At 63.3% G+C, this 17,338-nt stretch carries 14 protein-coding genes and 1 tRNA gene; 14 read left to right on the top strand and 1 reads right to left on the bottom strand.

Features of this window, described 5'->3' with window-relative positions; translation table 11 throughout:
- The 5 genes from APH30_RS19225 to APH30_RS19205 form a co-directional block, all read left to right on the top strand.
- On the top strand, nucleotides 1-348 hold a 348-nt coding region (locus APH30_RS19225), incomplete at its 5' end, for a sigma-70 family RNA polymerase sigma factor (RefSeq protein ID WP_156326570.1).
- A 374-nt stretch (nucleotides 349-722) separates the two neighbouring features.
- The gene (locus APH30_RS19220; protein WP_054913460.1) at nucleotides 723-4,466 is read left to right on the top strand and encodes a bifunctional diguanylate cyclase/phosphodiesterase; all 3,744 of its coding nucleotides are present in this window, start codon (nucleotides 723-725) and stop codon (nucleotides 4,464-4,466) included.
- Nucleotides 4,467-4,482: 16 nt separating this feature from the next.
- Nucleotides 4,483-4,559 (top strand) — tRNA-Ile (locus APH30_RS19215).
- A 256-nt stretch (nucleotides 4,560-4,815) separates the two neighbouring features.
- On the top strand, nucleotides 4,816-5,937 hold the full coding sequence (locus tag APH30_RS19210) for a Fic family protein (protein ID WP_054913459.1): 1,122 nt from the start codon (nucleotides 4,816-4,818) through the stop codon (nucleotides 5,935-5,937).
- Between the two features lie 278 nt (nucleotides 5,938-6,215).
- Complete coding sequence (locus tag APH30_RS19205; RefSeq protein ID WP_029887892.1) at nucleotides 6,216-6,677, top strand: Lrp/AsnC family transcriptional regulator; 462 nt, start codon at nucleotides 6,216-6,218, stop codon at nucleotides 6,675-6,677.
- A gap of 12 nt (nucleotides 6,678-6,689) precedes the next feature.
- On the opposite strand, the gene APH30_RS19200 is transcribed toward APH30_RS19205, so the two are convergent.
- Complete coding sequence (locus APH30_RS19200) at nucleotides 6,690-7,121, bottom strand: hypothetical protein (RefSeq protein ID WP_009682807.1); 432 nt, start codon at nucleotides 7,119-7,121, stop codon at nucleotides 6,690-6,692.
- 488 nt (nucleotides 7,122-7,609) lie between these two features.
- Between APH30_RS19200 and APH30_RS19195 the strand changes: the two genes are divergently transcribed.
- From APH30_RS19195 to APH30_RS19160, 9 genes are all read left to right on the top strand, one after another.
- On the top strand, nucleotides 7,610-9,292 hold the full coding sequence (locus APH30_RS19195; protein ID WP_054913458.1) for an NAD(P)/FAD-dependent oxidoreductase: 1,683 nt from the start codon (nucleotides 7,610-7,612) through the stop codon (nucleotides 9,290-9,292).
- A gap of 15 nt (nucleotides 9,293-9,307) precedes the next feature.
- The gene (locus tag APH30_RS19190) at nucleotides 9,308-10,102 is read left to right on the top strand and encodes a carbon-nitrogen hydrolase family protein (RefSeq protein WP_054904258.1); all 795 of its coding nucleotides are present in this window, start codon (nucleotides 9,308-9,310) and stop codon (nucleotides 10,100-10,102) included.
- 132 nt (nucleotides 10,103-10,234) lie between these two features.
- Nucleotides 10,235-12,535 (top strand): pyrroloquinoline quinone biosynthesis protein PqqF, encoded by a 2,301-nt coding sequence (gene pqqF, locus APH30_RS19185; protein ID WP_054913457.1) that lies wholly within the window; start codon nucleotides 10,235-10,237, stop codon nucleotides 12,533-12,535.
- A 158-nt stretch (nucleotides 12,536-12,693) separates the two neighbouring features.
- Nucleotides 12,694-12,765: a pyrroloquinoline quinone precursor peptide PqqA gene (gene pqqA / locus APH30_RS28190; protein WP_003243383.1), complete on the top strand. Its 72-nt coding sequence runs from the start codon at nucleotides 12,694-12,696 to the stop codon at nucleotides 12,763-12,765.
- Between the two features lie 83 nt (nucleotides 12,766-12,848).
- Nucleotides 12,849-13,760, top strand: a complete 912-nt coding sequence (pqqB, locus tag APH30_RS19180; RefSeq protein WP_054913456.1) for a pyrroloquinoline quinone biosynthesis protein PqqB — start codon at nucleotides 12,849-12,851, stop codon at nucleotides 13,758-13,760.
- A gap of 103 nt (nucleotides 13,761-13,863) precedes the next feature.
- Nucleotides 13,864-14,619: a pyrroloquinoline-quinone synthase PqqC gene (gene pqqC, locus APH30_RS19175; RefSeq protein ID WP_009682812.1), complete on the top strand. Its 756-nt coding sequence runs from the start codon at nucleotides 13,864-13,866 to the stop codon at nucleotides 14,617-14,619.
- Complete coding sequence (pqqD, locus tag APH30_RS19170; protein ID WP_009682813.1) at nucleotides 14,616-14,891, top strand: pyrroloquinoline quinone biosynthesis peptide chaperone PqqD; 276 nt, start codon at nucleotides 14,616-14,618, stop codon at nucleotides 14,889-14,891. Before pqqC ends, pqqD begins: the two co-directional genes overlap by 4 nt.
- Complete coding sequence (gene pqqE, locus APH30_RS19165; protein WP_029888064.1) at nucleotides 14,863-16,023, top strand: pyrroloquinoline quinone biosynthesis protein PqqE; 1,161 nt, start codon at nucleotides 14,863-14,865, stop codon at nucleotides 16,021-16,023. The genes pqqD and pqqE overlap by 29 nt, the downstream gene beginning before the upstream one ends.
- Nucleotides 15,989-17,338: prolyl oligopeptidase family serine peptidase (locus tag APH30_RS19160; RefSeq protein WP_054913461.1), on the top strand; the 1,350-nt coding region annotated here is incomplete at its 3' end. The genes pqqE and APH30_RS19160, both read left to right, overlap by 35 nt.

Genomic DNA, 17,338 nt, shown 5'->3' with positions numbered 1-17,338 from the left:
AAAATCGCCAAAGAGCCGATTTCCATGGAAACCCCGATCGGTGACGACGAAGACTCGCACCTGGGCGACTTCATCGAGGACTCGACCATGCAGTCCCCGATCGATGTAGCCACGGTCGAGAGCCTGAAAGAAGCTACCCGTGACGTGCTCTCGGGCCTGACCGCACGCGAAGCCAAGGTGCTGCGCATGCGTTTCGGTATCGACATGAACACCGACCATACCCTTGAAGAGGTAGGCAAGCAGTTTGACGTGACCCGTGAGCGGATCCGTCAGATCGAAGCCAAGGCGTTGCGCAAATTGCGCCACCCGACGCGCAGCGAGCACCTGCGCTCCTTCCTCGACGAGTGACGAACAAACCCCGGCCCAGGCCTAATGCCTGTCAGTTAAGCGTTACTGGGGCTGCTTTGCAGCCCTTCGCGGGCACGCCCGCTCCCACTCAAGAAATGCGCGATCCCCTGTGGGAGCGGGCGTGCCCGCGAAGGGTCGCAAAGCGACCCCAAATTTCTTAACTGACTCGCATTAAGGCCAGGCCGGGGGCATTTGCGATCCCCTGTGATAGCGGCTTCAGCCGCGAACACCGGCAAAGCCGGTGCCATACACCACGCCGCCCCGGCATTGGCGCAAGGCCCTGTTCTATCTGACAAAAGGCCTCTTGTTCTTCCCCACATCAGCAGCAATGCCCGTCTACACTCGACTTCAGACCACCTGAAAGCGAGGCCGTCATGCCCCTGAAGCCGGCCATCCTGTTGCTGATCCTGATTGTCTGGAGCACAACGGCCGGCGCCCTTACCCTGACAGACGAGGAGCAAGCCTGGCTGGCTGCCCACCCGCAGCTGAGCCTGGGCGTAGATGCCTCCTGGCCGCCGTTCGAGTTTCGCGACCAGGAGGGCCGCTACCAGGGATTGGCCGCCGATTACATCGCCAAGATCCAGCAACGCCTGGGCGTGACACTGAAACCGGTCGAGCCCAGTAACTGGACCGAGGTATTGGCACAGGCACGCGAAAAACGAATCGACTTACTGCCCGGCATCATGTCGACGCCAGAACGCCAGGCCTACCTGTCCTTCACCCGGCCATACCTGGACTTTCCCATCGTGATCCTCGCCCACAAGGGCGGCGCTCAACCGCGCGACCTGAAAGACCTGTATGGGCTGAAAATTGCCGTGGTCGAAAATTATGCGCCACATGAGTTGCTGCGCACCCACCACCCAGACCTCAACCTGGTGGCACTGCCTAACGTCAGCTCGGCACTGCAGGCACTGGCCACCGACCAGGTGGATGCTGTGGTCGGAGACCTGGCGTCGAGTATCTGGAGCCTGCGCCAGCTGAAGCTCGATGGCCTGTATGTCAGCGGTGAAACGCCCTATCGCTATCAACTGGCCATGGCCGTGCCGCGCAACAATCCCGTACTGGTCGGCATTCTCGACAAAGTGCTGGCCGACATGAGCAGCGGCGAAATCAGCGAGATCCAGCAGCGCTGGGTGGGCAATGTGGTCGACCAGCGGATGTTCTGGTCCGACTTGCTGGTGTACGGCCTGCCAACCGTGCTGTTCCTGATGGGCGTACTGGCCATTGTCATCCGCATCAACCGCCGGCTCAGCTCGGAAATTTCCCGCCGCATTGCCCTGGAGCAGGAGCTGCGCAGCAGCGAATACCACTACCGTGGGCTGGTCGAAAGCCTTTCAGCCATTGCCTGGGAAGCCGACGCGAACGACTATACCTACAGCTATGTGTCACCCCACGCCGAGGGCCTGCTCGGCTACCCGCTGACCGACTGGCTGAAACCGGGCTTCTGGCGCAGCATACTGCACCCGGAAGATGCCCTGTGGGCCCAGGCGTACTGCGACAGCGAAACCGCCGCTGGGCGCGACCACAGCCTCGATTACCGAGTCATCCGCGCCGACGGCCAAGCGCTTTGGGTACGCAACATCGTCAGCATGATCGAACATGGCCACCACCCCGTGATGCGCGGCCTGATGATCGACATCAGCGAAACCAAGCGCACCGAGGACGCCCTGCGGTTGTCCGAGCAAAAGTTCGCCTCGGTGTTCCAGCAATGCCCCGACATCCTGCTTATCGCGCGCCACAGCGATGGCTGCCTGCTGGAGGTGAACGAGGCGTTCGAGGAACAGATCGGCCTGGCGCCGGACCAGGTGATCGGCCGCACCGCTACCGAGCTCAACCTGTGGGGCGTAGAAGGCAGCGGACCACGGGTGCTGGAGCGCCTGCACCAAGGCGGTATCCGCAACCTGGAAATGACCTTCCGCCGCAGCAATGGCCAATTGTTTACCGGCCTGACCTCGGCGGAAACCTTCGAGCTCGACGGCACCCCGGCGTTGGTAGTAGCGGTACGCGACATCAGCCAGCTCAAGGAAACCCAGCAGCAACTGCAAACCTCTGAAGAAAAATTCGCCAAGGCCTTCCATGCCTCACCCGATGGGCTGCTGCTGTCGCGCCAGAGTGACGGCTTGCTGCTGGAGGTGAACGAAGGCTTCTGCCGCCTGACCGGCTACGATCTGAACCCGACCATCGACCAGACGTCGCTGGACCTTGGCATCTGGGTCGACCTCAACGAGCGCAAACGCCTGGTCGACCAGTTGAACCGCGACGGCTTCGTGCGTGATTTCACCTGCCACATTCGCCGCAGCGACGGGCAAATCCGCTTGTGCGAACTCTCGGCGAGGCCACTGCCGATTGCCGGGATCGACTGCATGCTGACCATCGCCCGCGACATCACCGAACGCCACCTCATGCAGGAAAAACTGCAACTGGCCGCCACGGTATTCGAGAACACTGCCGAGGGCGTACTGATTACCGACATCGACCAGCGCATCAGCGCGGTCAACCGTGCGTTCAGCGAGATTACCGGCTACAGCGAAATCGAAGCCCTCGGCCAAACCCCGCGCCTGCTCGCCTCCGGCCAGCACGACAGTGCCTTCTACGCCGCCATGTGGCACCAGTTGACCGCTGAAGGCCACTGGCAAGGCGAGATCTTCAACAAACGCAAGAGCGGGGAGCTGTACCCCAGCTGGCTGACCATCAGCGCGGTGCGCAACACCGAGCGCGAAATCACCCATTTCGTCGCGGTGTTCGCTGATATTTCCAGCCTCAAACATGCCCAGGCCAAACTCGACTACCAAGCCCACCACGACCCACTGACCGGCCTGCCCAACCGCGCCTTGTTCGAGAACCGCCTACAGGCTGCACTGGCCTGTGCGCAGGTGTCCAACCGCCAGGGTGCGGTGCTGTTCCTTGACCTTGACCGCTTCAAGCACATCAACGACAGCCTCGGCCACCCGGTCGGCGACCTGCTGCTCAAAGGTATCGCACAGCGCCTGAAAGAGCAGGTACGTGACGTCGACACCGTGGCCCGCCTGGGCGGCGACGAGTTCATCATCCTGCTGCCCGGCCTGCACAAGCCCAGCGACGCCAGCTCCATCGCCAACAAGCTGCTGGCTTGCTTCAACGCACCGTTCCAGGCTGGCGAACACGAGTTCTTCACCAGCGCCAGCATTGGCATCAGCCTGTATCCACAAGACGGCAGCGACGTCGCCACGCTGATCCGCAACGCCGATGCCGCCATGTACCGCTCCAAGGCCAAGGGCCGCAACCGCGTCGAAGCCTACACCCGCGACCTCACCGCCCAGGCCAGCGAACGCATTGCCCTGGAGCATGAACTGCGCCGCGCCGTGGAGCGCAATGAAATGAGCCTGTGCTTCCAGCCCAAGCTCAGCCTCAAGACCCAGAGCCTGGTCGGCGCCGAAGCGCTGATCCGCTGGAGCCACCCGACCTTCGGTGAGGTGCCGCCCGAGCACTTCATCCACCTGGCCGAAGAGAACGGCACCATCCTGCAGTTGGGTGACTGGGTACTGGAGCAGGCCTGCCGGCAGATGCATCGCTGGAAGCGGGACTATGAAGCGTTCGGCCCGCTTTCGATCAACCTGGCTGGCGCCCAATTGCGCCATCACGGCCTGGCCAAGCGCATCGAGCAATTACTCAAGACCTACGGCCTGAAGGCGGGCGACCTGCAGTTGGAAATTACCGAGAACTTCATCATGAGCCAGGCCGAAGAAGCCTTGGTCGTGCTCCACCAGCTGAAGAAACTGGGCGTGCAGTTGGCCATTGACGACTTCGGCACGGGCTATTCATCGCTGAGTTACCTCAAGCGCCTGCCGCTGGATATCCTCAAGATCGACAAGTCGTTCATCCGCGGCCTACCTGACGACCCCCACGATGCAGCCATCGCCCGGGCCATCATCGCGCTGGGCCGCAGCATGCAATTGACCATCATTGCCGAAGGGGTGGAAAACCAGGCGCAGCAGCGTTTCCTGGCAGCGGAAGGCTGCGAGCAGATCCAGGGCTACATCGTCAGCCTGCCACTGCCGCCAGAGGAATTCGCCGCTTCGTTCCTTCGCATAGCACTATCGGATCTTTCAGATGGCACAGGTGCGAAACCCTCGTTATAATCCGGCCACTTACTGAGGGCCTATAGCTCAGTCGGTTAGAGCAGAGGACTCATAATCCTTTGGTCCACGGTTCGAGTCCGTGTGGGCCCACCAGCTACTGAAAAGCCGCGCACTGCGCGGCTTTATGCTTTCTGAGGTAGTGGTCTCGCTATTGGCTCCATGGCCAAAAGGTACAAAATCGGTACAGTACTGGTAAGCCAGTCTGCCTTTGGAGTCCTTTTCATATGGCAACAATGGTCAAAACCCCTTCCGGCACTTGGCAAGCCGAAGCCCCAAAACGGGCTGGGCATTATCGGCTCAATGAATGAGCCGAATAGGCTCGCTAATCGGCTCACAGATGAACGCTCCCATGAATGACCCGCGCTGGATCTGGCAGCAGCCCAACTGGCCGCACTTTACCTGGCGAGGCGAAACGCTTGCCCCGCTGCTGCGCGCTTGCAATCACGCTCAGGGGCGTTTGCTCGGAATGCTCGGTGCGGTGGGCAGTGACACCGAAGTGCAGAGCAGCCTGGATGCCATGCTTCAAAACATCGTCACTTCTTCAGCCATCGAGGGTGAGCAACTGAATGTCGGTTCGGTGCGTTCATCACTGGCGCGGCGCTTGGGGCTGAGCGAAGAGGGTCGCACCACCTCACGTTCCGAAGGCCTGGCGGAACTGCTGCTCGATGCCACCTGCCTGTATCAACAAGCGCTAGACGAGCAGCGACTTTTCACCTGGCACCGTTGGCTATTCCCCACCGATGACCAACTGCTGGCTCGACCGCTACACATCGGCACACTGCGCGGCGAAGAGCCGATGCAGGTCGTTTCCGGTCGCATAGACCGCCCTACGGTACATTTCGAGGCCCCTCCCCGCGCGGGCCTGGAAGAGCAATTGGCGGACTTTCTCGCCTGGTTCGAAAGCAGCCGAAGCGATGCCAGCCTTGACCCCTTTCTGCGCGCTGGCATCGCCCATTTCTGGTTCGTTACCCTGCACCCCTTCGATGACGGCAATGGTCGCCTCACCCGCGCCATCACCGATCTGGCCTTGGCCCAGGGCGAACATCAAGCCATCCGCTTCTATGCCCTGTCCGCAAGCATCCTTGATGATCGAGCAGGCTATTACCGCATGCTTGAAGCCAGCCAGAAAAGCACACTGGACATCACTGCTTGGCTGCAATGGTTTCTCACGACGTTGCTCAACAGCCTGGAGCAGGCTCTTGCTCGTATCGACCGAGTGCTGGTCAAGGCGCGCTTCTGGCAGGCGCACCGCAGCCAAACCCTATCGGCGGAGCAGGTCAAAGTGCTTAACCGCCTGCTTGATGGCGGCGAACGGGGTTTTGAAAACGGTATCAGCGCAGCCCAGTACCAAGCCGTGGCCAAGGTATCCAAAGCCACCGCGACCCGCCATCTGAGCGACCTGCTGGAAAAAGGCTGCATCGAGCGGCTGCCCGGTAGCGGGCGCAGCACCCGTTACCAGATAGCACGCTGAGCACGTGAGCCGACCCAGTCAGCCCCTGGTGCGTCGTCGCGCCATAGGATAATGGTTGCGATCCACTTGAGCGATAGAAAGCAATTACTCGTACACCACTACGCTTACCTTTGCCGTTTGCAGCCCAGCGAACCTTGCGGTGCCCGCCAGTGCCGGGGCCGCTTTGCGGTCCTTTCGCGACACAAGGCCGCTCCTACAGGGGCCGCGTCGCTAGCGGCTGGCCTTGCCCTGATCGGCATTGGCTGGCTAGGCTAGCGGGCCAACCGTAGAGACTCGCCATGTCGGATGCCCGCCTTATCACCCTGGATGAAATCGATCGCCAGCTGATCGCCCTGCTGCAGATCAACGCCCGTGAAAGCGTGGCCAACCTCGCGCGTCAGCTGGGTATCGCCCGTACCACGGTCAACTCGCGCCTGGAGCGGCTGGAGAAGACCAAGGTCATTGCCGGTTACGGCGTGCGCCTTGGGCAAAGCGTGATCGGTGGCGGCCTGCAAGCGTATGTGGGGATCAAGGTGCAACCGCGCTCCGGCAAGGACGTGGTGCGGCGTTTGAGTGCCATGGGCCAAGTGCAGCAGTTGTGCGCGGTAAGCGGCGAATTCGACTACGTGGCTTGGCTGCGCACGGACTCACCCGAGCAACTGGACCAGTTGCTTGACCAGATCGGCAGTGTCGACGGGGTGGAGAAAACCACCACGTCGATCATCCTCAGCAGCAAGGTGGACCGCGGTCAGCCGCTGTGAGGGGGCTGGCGGTCAGGCTTCCTGACCGTCGAGCAGGCCATCGAGGATGGCCGACAGGCTTTCGGCAGAATGCTGCATCGACCACACAATGTCACGGCTTCGCTCGGGGGCGTGGTGTTGCGCGTAGTCAGAGGCAATCTGGTTGAGGCCACGGGCTAGCAGGCAGGCGTGGACCAAGGCGTCGGCGGCGTCGATGCCGGGGCGGATGGCGAAGAGCGGCGGGTGGCTGGCTTCGCAGTTGCAGAAGGGCTTTTCGGCGGTGGGTTTGAGTTTTTCGGGTCGGTCAGAATCCGTCTGTTTCATGATGCAATTCCCAAATTGAGCCTTGAGGAAACTGCCTACCAACTCCTTCTCACGGGAAATAGGTGGCAGCCATGCACGGGGTGAGAACCGGCCAACTTGGAAATCCGGCCAGGCCAAAGCCTGCCCGCGCACGGCTGCCATGACACAAGCCTTGGTGCGAAGTTGAATGATGGGTTCTCACACCCAGTCGCCCTTAGAACGGCGACCCGGTGAAGTTAACCCTGAGACATTTTCCGCGCAGCCAGACCGGGGCTATAGCGGGTGTAGGGTAATTCTTTACCTCAAGTCATGGGTGTAGGACGTATCTGATCACCCGGATCGCAAGTGCTACGCAGCCCGTTGTAGGAGCGGCCTTGTGTCGCGAAAGGGGTGCGAAGCGCCCCCAGGATTTGTGCATACAGCAGATGTTGCTGGGGCCGCTTTGCGGCCCTTTCGCGACACAAGGCCGCTCCTACAACGGGCCAGTTTTCGTCATAATATGTTTTTTGTAATAGATTTCGACTCAGAAAACGACATTAAGACAACACTCTGCATCTTAATTACGAACTCCGCTGTCCCTAAAATGACCACCAGGCATCTCCTATACTCAGGCTCTGCTCCCCGCGCAGCCCCTCTGGCAAGGTCACTTCATGAACAAGAAAAACCGCCACCCCGCCGACGGCAAGAAGCCGATCACCATCTTTGGCCCGGACTTTCCCTTCGCTTTCGACGACTGGCTTGAACACCCGGCAGGCCTTGGCAGTATCCCGGCTGAACGCCACGGTGAAGAGGTGGCCATCGTAGGTGCGGGCATCGCCGGCCTGGTGGCGGCGTACGAACTGATGAAGCTGGGCCTCAAGCCGGTGGTCTACGAGGCCTCCAAGCTTGGCGGCCGGCTGCGCTCGCAAGCCTTCAACGGCACCGACGGGATCGTGGCCGAACTCGGCGGCATGCGCTTCCCGGTGTCGTCCACTGCCTTCTACCACTATGTGGACAAGCTAGGCCTGGAAACCAAGCCTTTCCCCAACCCGCTGACCCCGGCGTCGGGCAGTACGGTGATCGACCTGGAGGGCCAGACCTACTACGCCGAGAAGGCCGCCGACCTGCCGCAACTGTTCCATGAAGTGGCCGACGCCTGGGCCGATGCGCTGGAAAGCGGTGCCCAGTTCTCCGACATTCAGCAAGCCATCCGCGACCGAGATGTCACCCGCCTGAAGGCGCTGTGGAACAAGCTGGTACCGCTGTGGGACGACCGCACCTTCTATGACTTCGTCGCCACCTCGCGCTCGTTCGCCAAGCTGAGCTTCCAGCACCGCGAGGTGTTCGGCCAGGTCGGCTTCGGCACGGGCGGGTGGGACTCGGACTTCCCCAACTCGATGCTGGAAATTTTCCGCGTGGTCATGACCAACTGCGACGACCATCAGCACCTGGTAGTCGGCGGCGTTGAGCAGGTGCCACAAGGTATCTGGCGCCATGTACCGGAGCGCTGCGTGCACTGGCCACAGGGCACCAGCCTTAGCGCACTGCACGGCGGCGCGCCGCGTACCGGTGTAAAACGTATCGCCCGCGCAGCCGACGGGCGCCTGGCGGTTACCGACAACTGGGGTGACACCCGCCACTACAGTGCCGTGCTCACCACCTGCCAGACCTGGCTGCTGACCACGCAGATCGACTGCGAGGAATCGCTGTTCTCGCAAAAAATGTGGATGGCCCTGGACCGGACCCGCTACATGCAGTCCTCGAAGACCTTCGTCATGGTCGACCGGCCGTTCTGGAAAGACAAAGACCCGCAAACCGGCCGCGACCTGATGAGCATGACCCTCACCGACCGCCTCACCCGCGGCACATACCTGTTCGATAACGGTGACCACAAACCGGGGGTCATCTGCCTGTCCTACGCGTGGATGAGCGATGCGCTGAAGATGCTGCCGCACCCGGTGGAAAAGCGCGTGCAACTGGCCCTGGATGCGCTGAAGAAGATCTACCCGAAAACCGACATTGCCGGGCACATCATCGGCGACCCGATCACCGTGTCCTGGGAAGCCGACCCGTACTTTCTCGGCGCCTTCAAGGGTGCATTGCCGGGCCACTACCGGTACAACCAGCGCATGTACGCGCACTTCATGCAGCAGGACATGCCCGCCGAACAGCGCGGCATGTTCATCGCCGGGGACGACGTGTCGTGGACACCTGCCTGGGTCGAGGGCGCGGTGCAGACTTCGCTGAATGCGGTGTGGGGTATCATGAACCACTTCGGTGGCCGTACCCACCCCGACAACCCAGGCCCTGGCGACGTGTTCGACGAGATCGGCCCGGTCGCCCTGGCCGACTGACACGCAGGAGGCAACATGCGCATTGCTCTGTTCCAGGGCCATCCCCAGCCGCTGGATGTACCCGGCAACCTGCAACGGCTGCGCCAGCAGGCGCAGCTGGCAGTTGAACGTGGCGCGCAGTTGCTGGTGTGCCCGGAAATGTTCCTCAGCGGCTACAACATCGGCCTGGCTCAGGTGGAGCACCTGGCCGAGGCGGCGGATGGTCCGGCAGCCATGGCGGTGGTGGAAATCGCCCAGGCGTACCGCATCGCCATTGTCTACGGCTACCCGGAGCGCGGCGAGGACGGGGCGATCTACAACAGCGTGCAGTTGATCGACGCCCATGGGCGCAGCCTGGGCAACTACCGCAAGACCCACTTGTTCGGCGAACTGGACCGTTCGATGTTCAGCCCCGGCCCCGATCACTTCCCGGTGGTACAGCTGGAGGGCTGGAAGGTCGGCCTGCTGATCTGCTACGACATCGAGTTCCCGGAGAACGCCCGGCGTCTGGCACTGGACGGCGCCGAGCTGATTCTGGTGCCAACGGCGAACATGGCGCCCTACGATTTCACCTGCCAGGTGACCGTGCGGGCGCGGGCGCAGGAGAACCAGTGTTATCTGGTGTATGCCAACTACTGCGGGGCAGAAGGGCAGATCCAGTATTGCGGGCAAAGCAGCATCATCGGCCCGGACGGCAGCCTGCTGGCGATGGCCGGGCACGATGAATGCCTGTTGCTGGCCGAACTTGAGCATGAGCGGGTGGTGCAGGGGCGCGCGGCCTTCCCCTACCTCAGCGATCTGCGCCAGGAGCTGCACTTGCGTCAAGGCTGACGGGGGCCGCTTTCACATCGACCGCGTGAACCTCAAGCCCTGTGCAGTACCTGTGGGAGCGGGCTCGCCCGCGAAGGGGCCGGGCCTGGGAACAAATGGGTTAGCATGGAAACCGAGCAACCGGAGCCCCCCATGCCTGACGCCACCCGCCACCTGACCCTCGCCAACGGCCTGCAGCTGACCCTGCGCCACGCCCCGCGCCTGAAGCGCTCGGCGGCCGCACTGCGGGTGCACGCGGGCAGCCACGATGCCCCCGCCAAATGGCCCGGCCTGGCGCACTTTCTTGAACACCTGTTCTTCCTCGGTACCTCCCGCTTTGCGCTGAACGATGGCTTGATGCGCTACGTGCAAACCCTCGGCGGCCAAGTCAACGCCAGCACCCGCGAACGTACTACCGACTTTTTCTTCGAAGTGCCACCCAGTGCTTTGGCCGGCGGCCTCGAGCGCCTGTGCCAGATGCTTGCCGAACCCGACCTGGGCAGCGAGCGCCAGCGCCGCGAACGCGAGGTGATTCATGCCGAGTTCATCGCCTGGGCCCGCAACCCGCAGGCCCAGCAGCAATTCGCCTTGCTGCAAGCGGCCGCGCCTGGCCATCCGCTGGGCGCATTCCATGCCGGCAACCGTTACACCCTGGCCCTGCAGGATCCGCGCTTCCAGCAAGCGCTCGGCGGTTTTCACCGGCGCTTCTACCAGGGCGGGCAGATCACCTTGAGCCTGTGCGGCCCACAACCGCTGGATGAGCTGGAGCGAATCGGCCGCCAACATGCCGGGCTTTTCGCTGCGGGGCAGCCTGTGGCTCAGGCGCAGCCACCCTGCCTGTCGGCAGCGGCCAACCCGCTGGTGTTCACGCACCAGCAACTCCCAAACGGCGCCGAGCAAGCGCTGGAGCTGCTGACCACCGGCCTTGAAGACAGCCGCCCCGGGACCTGGCTGGGCACCCTGCGTGAGCGTGGCTGGCTGCACAGTTTCAAAGCTGAAACACTGTATGCATTCGCCGGTCAGTTGCTGTGGCACCTCGACCTCAAGCTCAGTGCCAACGCCTGCCCGGACGAAGCCCGCGACCTGCTGCACGGCTGGTTCAGTTTCATGCGCCAAGCCGACCGCCGTTCGCTGAACCAGCAGTTCGGTGCGTTGCAGCGCAGCCGCGCGCACAGCGCAAGCGCACTGGAGCTGGCCCGCCGGGACAGCGCAGGCCGGCCGTTCGCCCAACTGGATGCCCAAGGCCTGCACGCGCTGGATGCGCTGCTTGATGATTTGCCCTGCGCCGAGCGCGGCCATTGGCAATTGCCGCCAGCCGACCCGTTGCTCAGCGCCGAACTGCCCAATGCCAACCCGCAGCCGCTGCCGGCGGCGCTGACCATCAGTGGCCAGCTCCCGGCCTCGCGCCAGTACGCGGCGCTGTACCTGCGCTGGCAGGTGCCTTCGCCCTTGCGCCAGCCGCTGAAACGGGTGCTCGAACAGGCCCTGGCGCCGTTGCAGGAACGCTGTGAACGCGCCTCGGTGCAACTGCAATTCACCAGTGCCGGCGCTTGCTGGCAGTTGCGCTGCGCCGGGCTGCCAGCAGCGGTGCTGCGCACAACGCACCAGGCCTTGGGGTTGCTGCGCGAACCGCCTGCCAGCTGCTGGAAAGCCAGCCCCGCGCAGCTCCCGGCATTGATACCCATCCGCCTGTTGCTGCAGCAACTGCCGGATGCGGTAGCCGGTGGCCTGCCTGAAACAACGCCGGATTGCTCGGTGGGGCAGCAGCACCTCGCAAGCCTGTGGCAGCAATCGCAGTGGCAAGGCTTGGCCACGGGTTTCGACGCCAGGGCGCTGGGCGCGCTGGGTGTTGCCGTGCAGCAGTGCCCCGGCCAAGGTGCGCGGCCTACGCCGGCACCCAGCTGGGCCAGCAAGCGCTGGTACCACGTTAGCGCCCCAGGCAGTGAACATGCCCTGTTGCTGTTTTGCCCACTGCCTGCGGCAGACGAAGCCTGCGGCCGCCTGCTCGCCCAATTACTGCAAGGCCCGGTGTACCGAAGGCTGCGGGTGGAACTGCAACTGGGCTACGCGGTATTCAGTGCCTTTCGCCAAATCGAGGGCGTGGGTGGCCTGTTGTTCGGTGTGCAGTCTCCGCACACCGGCCAGGTTCAGGTCCTTGACCACCTGACGGCCCTGCTGCGCCAGGGCGTTACCCTTGACGCCGAGGTTCGCCAGGCCTTGGCCGAGCAATTTGCCGAGCCGGCCATGGCCAACGCGGAGGTCACCGAGTGGGCATGGCAGACACACCTGGCTACACAACCAGGCCAGCTCGATGGCCTGCGCAGGTCTATCCTGAACACGCGGCAGACGGATCTGGACCAGTTGCTCAGCAACCTGCTCGATACGGGGGCTGTCTGGCTTTGCCTGGCCAACGCTGCCGCGCCAGACACTTCCTGGCAGGGCGAAAGCCCATGATTGTTACGCAAAGTGCAATGGCACTTTTCGAATAATTAACCTTTCGGTACAAATTTTTCTTGTAAGATAGCGCAATCCCAGTTCTGGGAACCTCCTGCGCATGGCGGTACCCAAGTAGTAGCTGAGCAAACCAAAACCCATCCGGAAGGAGTAACTCCATGTGGACCAAACCTGCTTACACTGATCTGCGTATCGGCTTCGAAGTCACCATGTACTTCGCTAACCGCTAAGCCCGGCTTACGGTTCCACGCCTCGGCCTGCCGGGGCGTTTTCGTTTCCAAGATACGGATTTCGCACAGCATAGAGAGTGGCCATGTATATCCAGGTTCTCGGCTCCGCCGCCGGTGGCGGGTTCCCGCAGTGGAACTGCAATTGCGTCAACTGCAAGGGTTACCGTGACGGCACCCTGCGCGCAACGGCGCGCACCCAGTCGTCCATCGCCCTGTCCGACGACGGCGTGCACTGGGTACTGTGCAATGCCTCGCCCGACATTCGCGCGCAGCTGCAAGCCTTTGCGCCCATGCAGCCAGCCCGGGCCCTGCGCGATACCGGCATCAACGCCATCGTGCTGCTGGACAGCCAGATCGACCACACCACCGGGCTGCTCAGCCTGCGCGAAGGCTGCCCGCACCAGGTGTGGTGCACCGACATGGTCCACCAGGACCTGACCACCGGCTTCCCGCTGTTCAACATGCTCAGCCACTGGAACGGTGGGCTGCAGTGGAACCGCATCGAGCTCGAAGGCAGCTTTGTGATCGACGCCTGCCCCAACCTGCGCTTCACGCCCTTCCCGCTGCGCAGCGCCGCACCGCCCTACTCGCCGCACCGCTTCGACCCCCACCCGGGCGACAACCTTGGCTTGCTGGTCGAAGATACCCGTACCGGCGGCAAGCTGTTCTACGCCCCTGGCCTGGGCCAGGTCGATGAAAAGCTGCTGGCGATGATGCACGGCGCCGACTGCCTGCTGGTCGACGGCACCTTGTGGGAAGACGATGAAATGCAGCGCCGTGGCGTTGGTACCCGCACCGGGCGCGAGATGGGTCACCTGGCGCAGAACGGCCCCGGCGGCATGCTGGAAGTGCTCGATGGCTTCCCACGCCAGCGCAAGGTGCTTATCCACATCAACAACACCAACCCGATACTTGATGAAGCATCGCCCGAACGCGCCGAAGTACTGCGCCGGGGCGTGGAAGTGGCCTTCGACGGCATGAGTATCGAGTTGTAAATACAGACGGCCAGACGACACTGAAACCCTGTGGGAGCGGGCATGCCCGCTCCCACAGGGGTGAGTTGCCAGGCCAGTCAAGCGTTTTACAGGAGCCAGCCGAATGAGCGATGCACTGCCGATGTCCCCTGCCGAGTTCGAGCAGGCCCTGCGCGCCAAGGGCGCCTTTTACCATATCCATCACCCCTATCATGTGGCGATGTACCAGGGCCGGGCCAGCCGCGAGCAGATCCAGGGCTGGGTCGCGAACCGCTTCTACTATCAGGTCAACATCCCCATGAAGGATGCCGCGATCCTGGCCAACTGCCCCGACCGCGAAGTACGCCGCGAGTGGATACAGCGCCTGCTCGACCACGACGGTGCCCCAGGCGAAGACGGCGGTATCGAGGCCTGGCTGCGCCTGGGCCAGGCGGTGGGGCTGGACCCCGACCAGTTGCGCTCGCAAGAGCTGGTACTGCCCGGCGTGCGCTTTGCCGTAGACGCCTACGTCAACTTCGCCCGCCGCGCCAGCTGGCAGGAAGCGGCCAGCAGCTCGCTGACCGAACTGTTCGCCCCGCAAATCCACCAGTCGCGCCTGGACAGCTGGCCGCAACACTACCCGTGGATCGACCCGGCCGGCTACGAGTACTTCCGTACCCGCCTGGGCCAGGCCCGGCGTGACGTGGAGCACGGCCTGGCCATTACCCTGCAGCATTACACCACCCGCGCAGGCCAGGAGCGTATGCTGGAAATACTGCAGTTCAAGCTGGATATCCTCTGGAGCATGCTCGACGCCATGAGCATGGCCTACGAGCTGAACCGCCCGCCCTATCACTCCGTCACCCAGGACCGGGTGTGGCACAAGGGGATCACCCTATGAGTTTCGACCGTAACCAAGTGCCGAACTGGCGCCCCGGCTACCGCTTCCAGTACGAACCGGCGCAGAAAGGCCATGTGCTGCTCTACCCTGAAGGCATGATCAAGCTCAATGACAGCGCCAGCCTGATCGGTGGGCTGATCGATGGCCAGCGCGATGTTGCAGCGATCATCAACGAACTCGAACAGCAATTTCCCGGCGTGCCCCAGGTAGCCGAGGACATCGAGCAGTTCATGGAGGTAGCCCGTGCCGAACACTGGATCGTCCTCGCCTGAGTTGCCGCCCACGCCCGCTGTGGGCTTGCCGCTGTGGCTGCTGGCCGAGCTGACCTACCGTTGCCCGCTGCAGTGCCCGTACTGCTCCAACCCGCTGGACTTTGCCGCCCAGGGCCAGGAGCTGAACACCGAACAGTGGTTCAAGGTCATGGCCGAGGCACGCCAGATGGGCGCCGCGCAAATCGGCTTTTCCGGTGGTGAGCCGCTGGTGCGCCAGGACCTGGCCGAGCTGATTGGCGAGGCCCGTCGGCTGGGTTACTACACCAACCTGATCACCTCCGGCATTGGCCTGAACGAGGCGCGCATCGCCGAATTCAAGGAGGCCGGCCTGGACCATATCCAGATCAGCTTCCAGGCCAGCGACGAGCAGGTCAACAACCTGCTGGCCGGCTCGAAGAAGGCCTTTGCGCAAAAGCTGGAAATGGCCCGCGCAGTGAAGGCCCACGGCTACCCGATGGTGCTCAACTTCGTCACCCACCGGCACAACATCGACAAGATCGACCGCATCATCGAGCTGTGCATCGCGCTGGAAGCCGACTTCGTCGAGCTTGCCACCTGCCAGTTCTATGGCTGGGCGCACCTCAACCGCCTTGGCCTGCTGCCAACGCGCGCGCAATTGGAGCGTGCCGAGCGCATCACCAACGAGTACCGCGCAAAACTCAAGGCCGAAGGCAACCCGTGCAAGCTGATCTTCGTCACCCCGGATTACTACGAAGAGCGCCCCAAGGCCTGCATGAATGGCTGGGGCAACCTGTTCCTCACCATCACACCTGACGGTACCGCACTGCCCTGCCATGGCGCCCGCCAGCTGCCGGTGCAGTTCCCTAATGTGCGTGAGCACGACCTGCACCACATCTGGTACGAGTCGTTCGGCTTCAACCGCTTCCGTGGCTACGAGTGGATGCGCGAACCGTGCCGCTCATGCGACGAAAAGGAAAAGGACTTCGGCGGCTGCCGCTGCCAGGCCTTCATGCTGACCGGCGACGCCCGCAACGCCGACCCGGTGTGCGCCAAGTCGGCCGACCACGGCATCATTCTCAAGGCCCGCGAGGAGGCCGAAAGCGCCCAGCTCGCCATTGAACAGATGACCTTCCGCAATGAACGTAACTCCCGTGTCATCGCCCGCGGCTGAATTCAGCGCGGCCCAGGCCGTGGCCGCCGGCACCGACTTTGCCGAACTCAAGGTCAGTGCCGACGGGCTGTTCTGGCTGGAATTCCGCCCCGCCGATGGGGCTTGCCGCATCTGGCACTGGTTGTACTGCCAAGCCCGCTGCCTGACCCCGGATGGCTTCAGCGTGCGCAGCCGGGTCTACGAGTATGGCGGTGGCAGTTTCTGCCTGGGCGCCGACGGGTTGGTGTTCGTCAACGAGCAGGACCAGCAGGTCTACACCCAGCCGCTGGACGACCTGGAACCGCGGGCCCTGACGCAGAATGCCAACTGCCGCTATGGCGATGTGCAATGGCACGACGGCCAGGTACTGGCGGTTGAAGAACGCCACGCCGGCCAGGTCGAACATCGCCTGGTCGCGCTAAGCGACGGCGGCTGCGAAGTGCTTGCCGAAGGCGCCGACTTCTATGCTGCACCGACGGTGAGTGGCGACGGCCAGCGCCTGGCGTGGATCGAATGGGACCGCCCGGCCCAGCCATGGACCGTGACCCGGTTGATGTGCCGCATGCGCGATGCCAGTGGCCACTGGTTGCCCGCGCAGTGCGTGGCGGCTGCCGAGGAATCGCTGCAGCAGCCGCGTTTCGATGGCGAAGGCCGGCTGTACTGCCTGTCCGACCGCAATGGGTTCTGGCAACCTTGGGGCGAAGTTGATGGCCAGTGGCAGGCGATGCCTGCCGAGCAGGCAGACCACGCGGCGGCCCCCTGGCAGTTGGGGACCTGCACCTGGTTGCCATTGGGCCCACACAGCTACCTGGCCAGCTGGTTCGAAAACGGCTTCGGCCAACTGGGGGTGCGCGGGGCCGATGGCCGCACCGAGCGCTTCGCCAGTGCCTACACCCGCTTTCGCAACCTGGCCATAGACAGCGACCACCTCTATGCCATCGCCGCCTCGCCCATCAGCCCGCCAGCGGTGATTGCCATCGACCGCAGCAACCACGAAGTTCGCGTGCTGGCCGGTGGGGCCGAAGTGCTGCCAGCCGACCACGTCAGCCTGCCGCAGGCGTTCCACTACGCCAGTGATGGTGAGCAGGCGCATGGTTTCTTCTACCCGGCGGCCCGTTCGCAGGGGGCCGCACCGCTGGTGGTGTTCATCCACGGCGGCCCGACATCGGCCTGCTACCCGGTGCTCGACCCGCGCATCCAGTACTGGACCCAACGCGGCTTTGCCGTGGCCGACCTGAACTACCGGGGCAGCACCGGCTATGGCCGGGCGTACCGCCAGGCACTGCACCTGCGCTGGGGTGAGAGCGATGTGGCCGACGCCTGTGCAGCGGTCCGG

The sequence above is a fragment of the Pseudomonas sp. NBRC 111127 genome (assembly GCF_001320345.1).
GTDB classification, from domain to species: domain Bacteria; phylum Pseudomonadota; class Gammaproteobacteria; order Pseudomonadales; family Pseudomonadaceae; genus Aquipseudomonas; species Aquipseudomonas juntendi.
This window is presented reverse-complemented; position numbering and strand designations above follow the sequence as displayed.

Excerpts from the sequence above, each read along its gene's own strand:
- APH30_RS19220 (WP_054913460.1), top strand. The coding sequence starts at position 723 with ATGCCCCTGAAGCCGGCCATCCTGTTGCTGATCCTGATTGTCTGGAGC.
- APH30_RS19210 (WP_054913459.1), top strand. The coding sequence starts at position 4,816 with ATGAATGACCCGCGCTGGATCTGGCAGCAGCCCAACTGGCCGCACTTT.
- APH30_RS19205 (WP_029887892.1), top strand. The coding sequence starts at position 6,216 with ATGTCGGATGCCCGCCTTATCACCCTGGATGAAATCGATCGCCAGCTG.
- APH30_RS19200 (WP_009682807.1), bottom strand. The coding sequence starts at position 7,121 with ATGGCAGCCGTGCGCGGGCAGGCTTTGGCCTGGCCGGATTTCCAAGTT.
- APH30_RS19195 (WP_054913458.1), top strand. The coding sequence starts at position 7,610 with ATGAACAAGAAAAACCGCCACCCCGCCGACGGCAAGAAGCCGATCACC.
- APH30_RS19190 (WP_054904258.1), top strand. The coding sequence starts at position 9,308 with ATGCGCATTGCTCTGTTCCAGGGCCATCCCCAGCCGCTGGATGTACCC.
- pqqF (WP_054913457.1), top strand. The coding sequence starts at position 10,235 with ATGCCTGACGCCACCCGCCACCTGACCCTCGCCAACGGCCTGCAGCTG.
- pqqB (WP_054913456.1), top strand. The coding sequence starts at position 12,849 with ATGTATATCCAGGTTCTCGGCTCCGCCGCCGGTGGCGGGTTCCCGCAG.
- pqqC (WP_009682812.1), top strand. The coding sequence starts at position 13,864 with ATGAGCGATGCACTGCCGATGTCCCCTGCCGAGTTCGAGCAGGCCCTG.
- pqqD (WP_009682813.1), top strand. The coding sequence starts at position 14,616 with ATGAGTTTCGACCGTAACCAAGTGCCGAACTGGCGCCCCGGCTACCGC.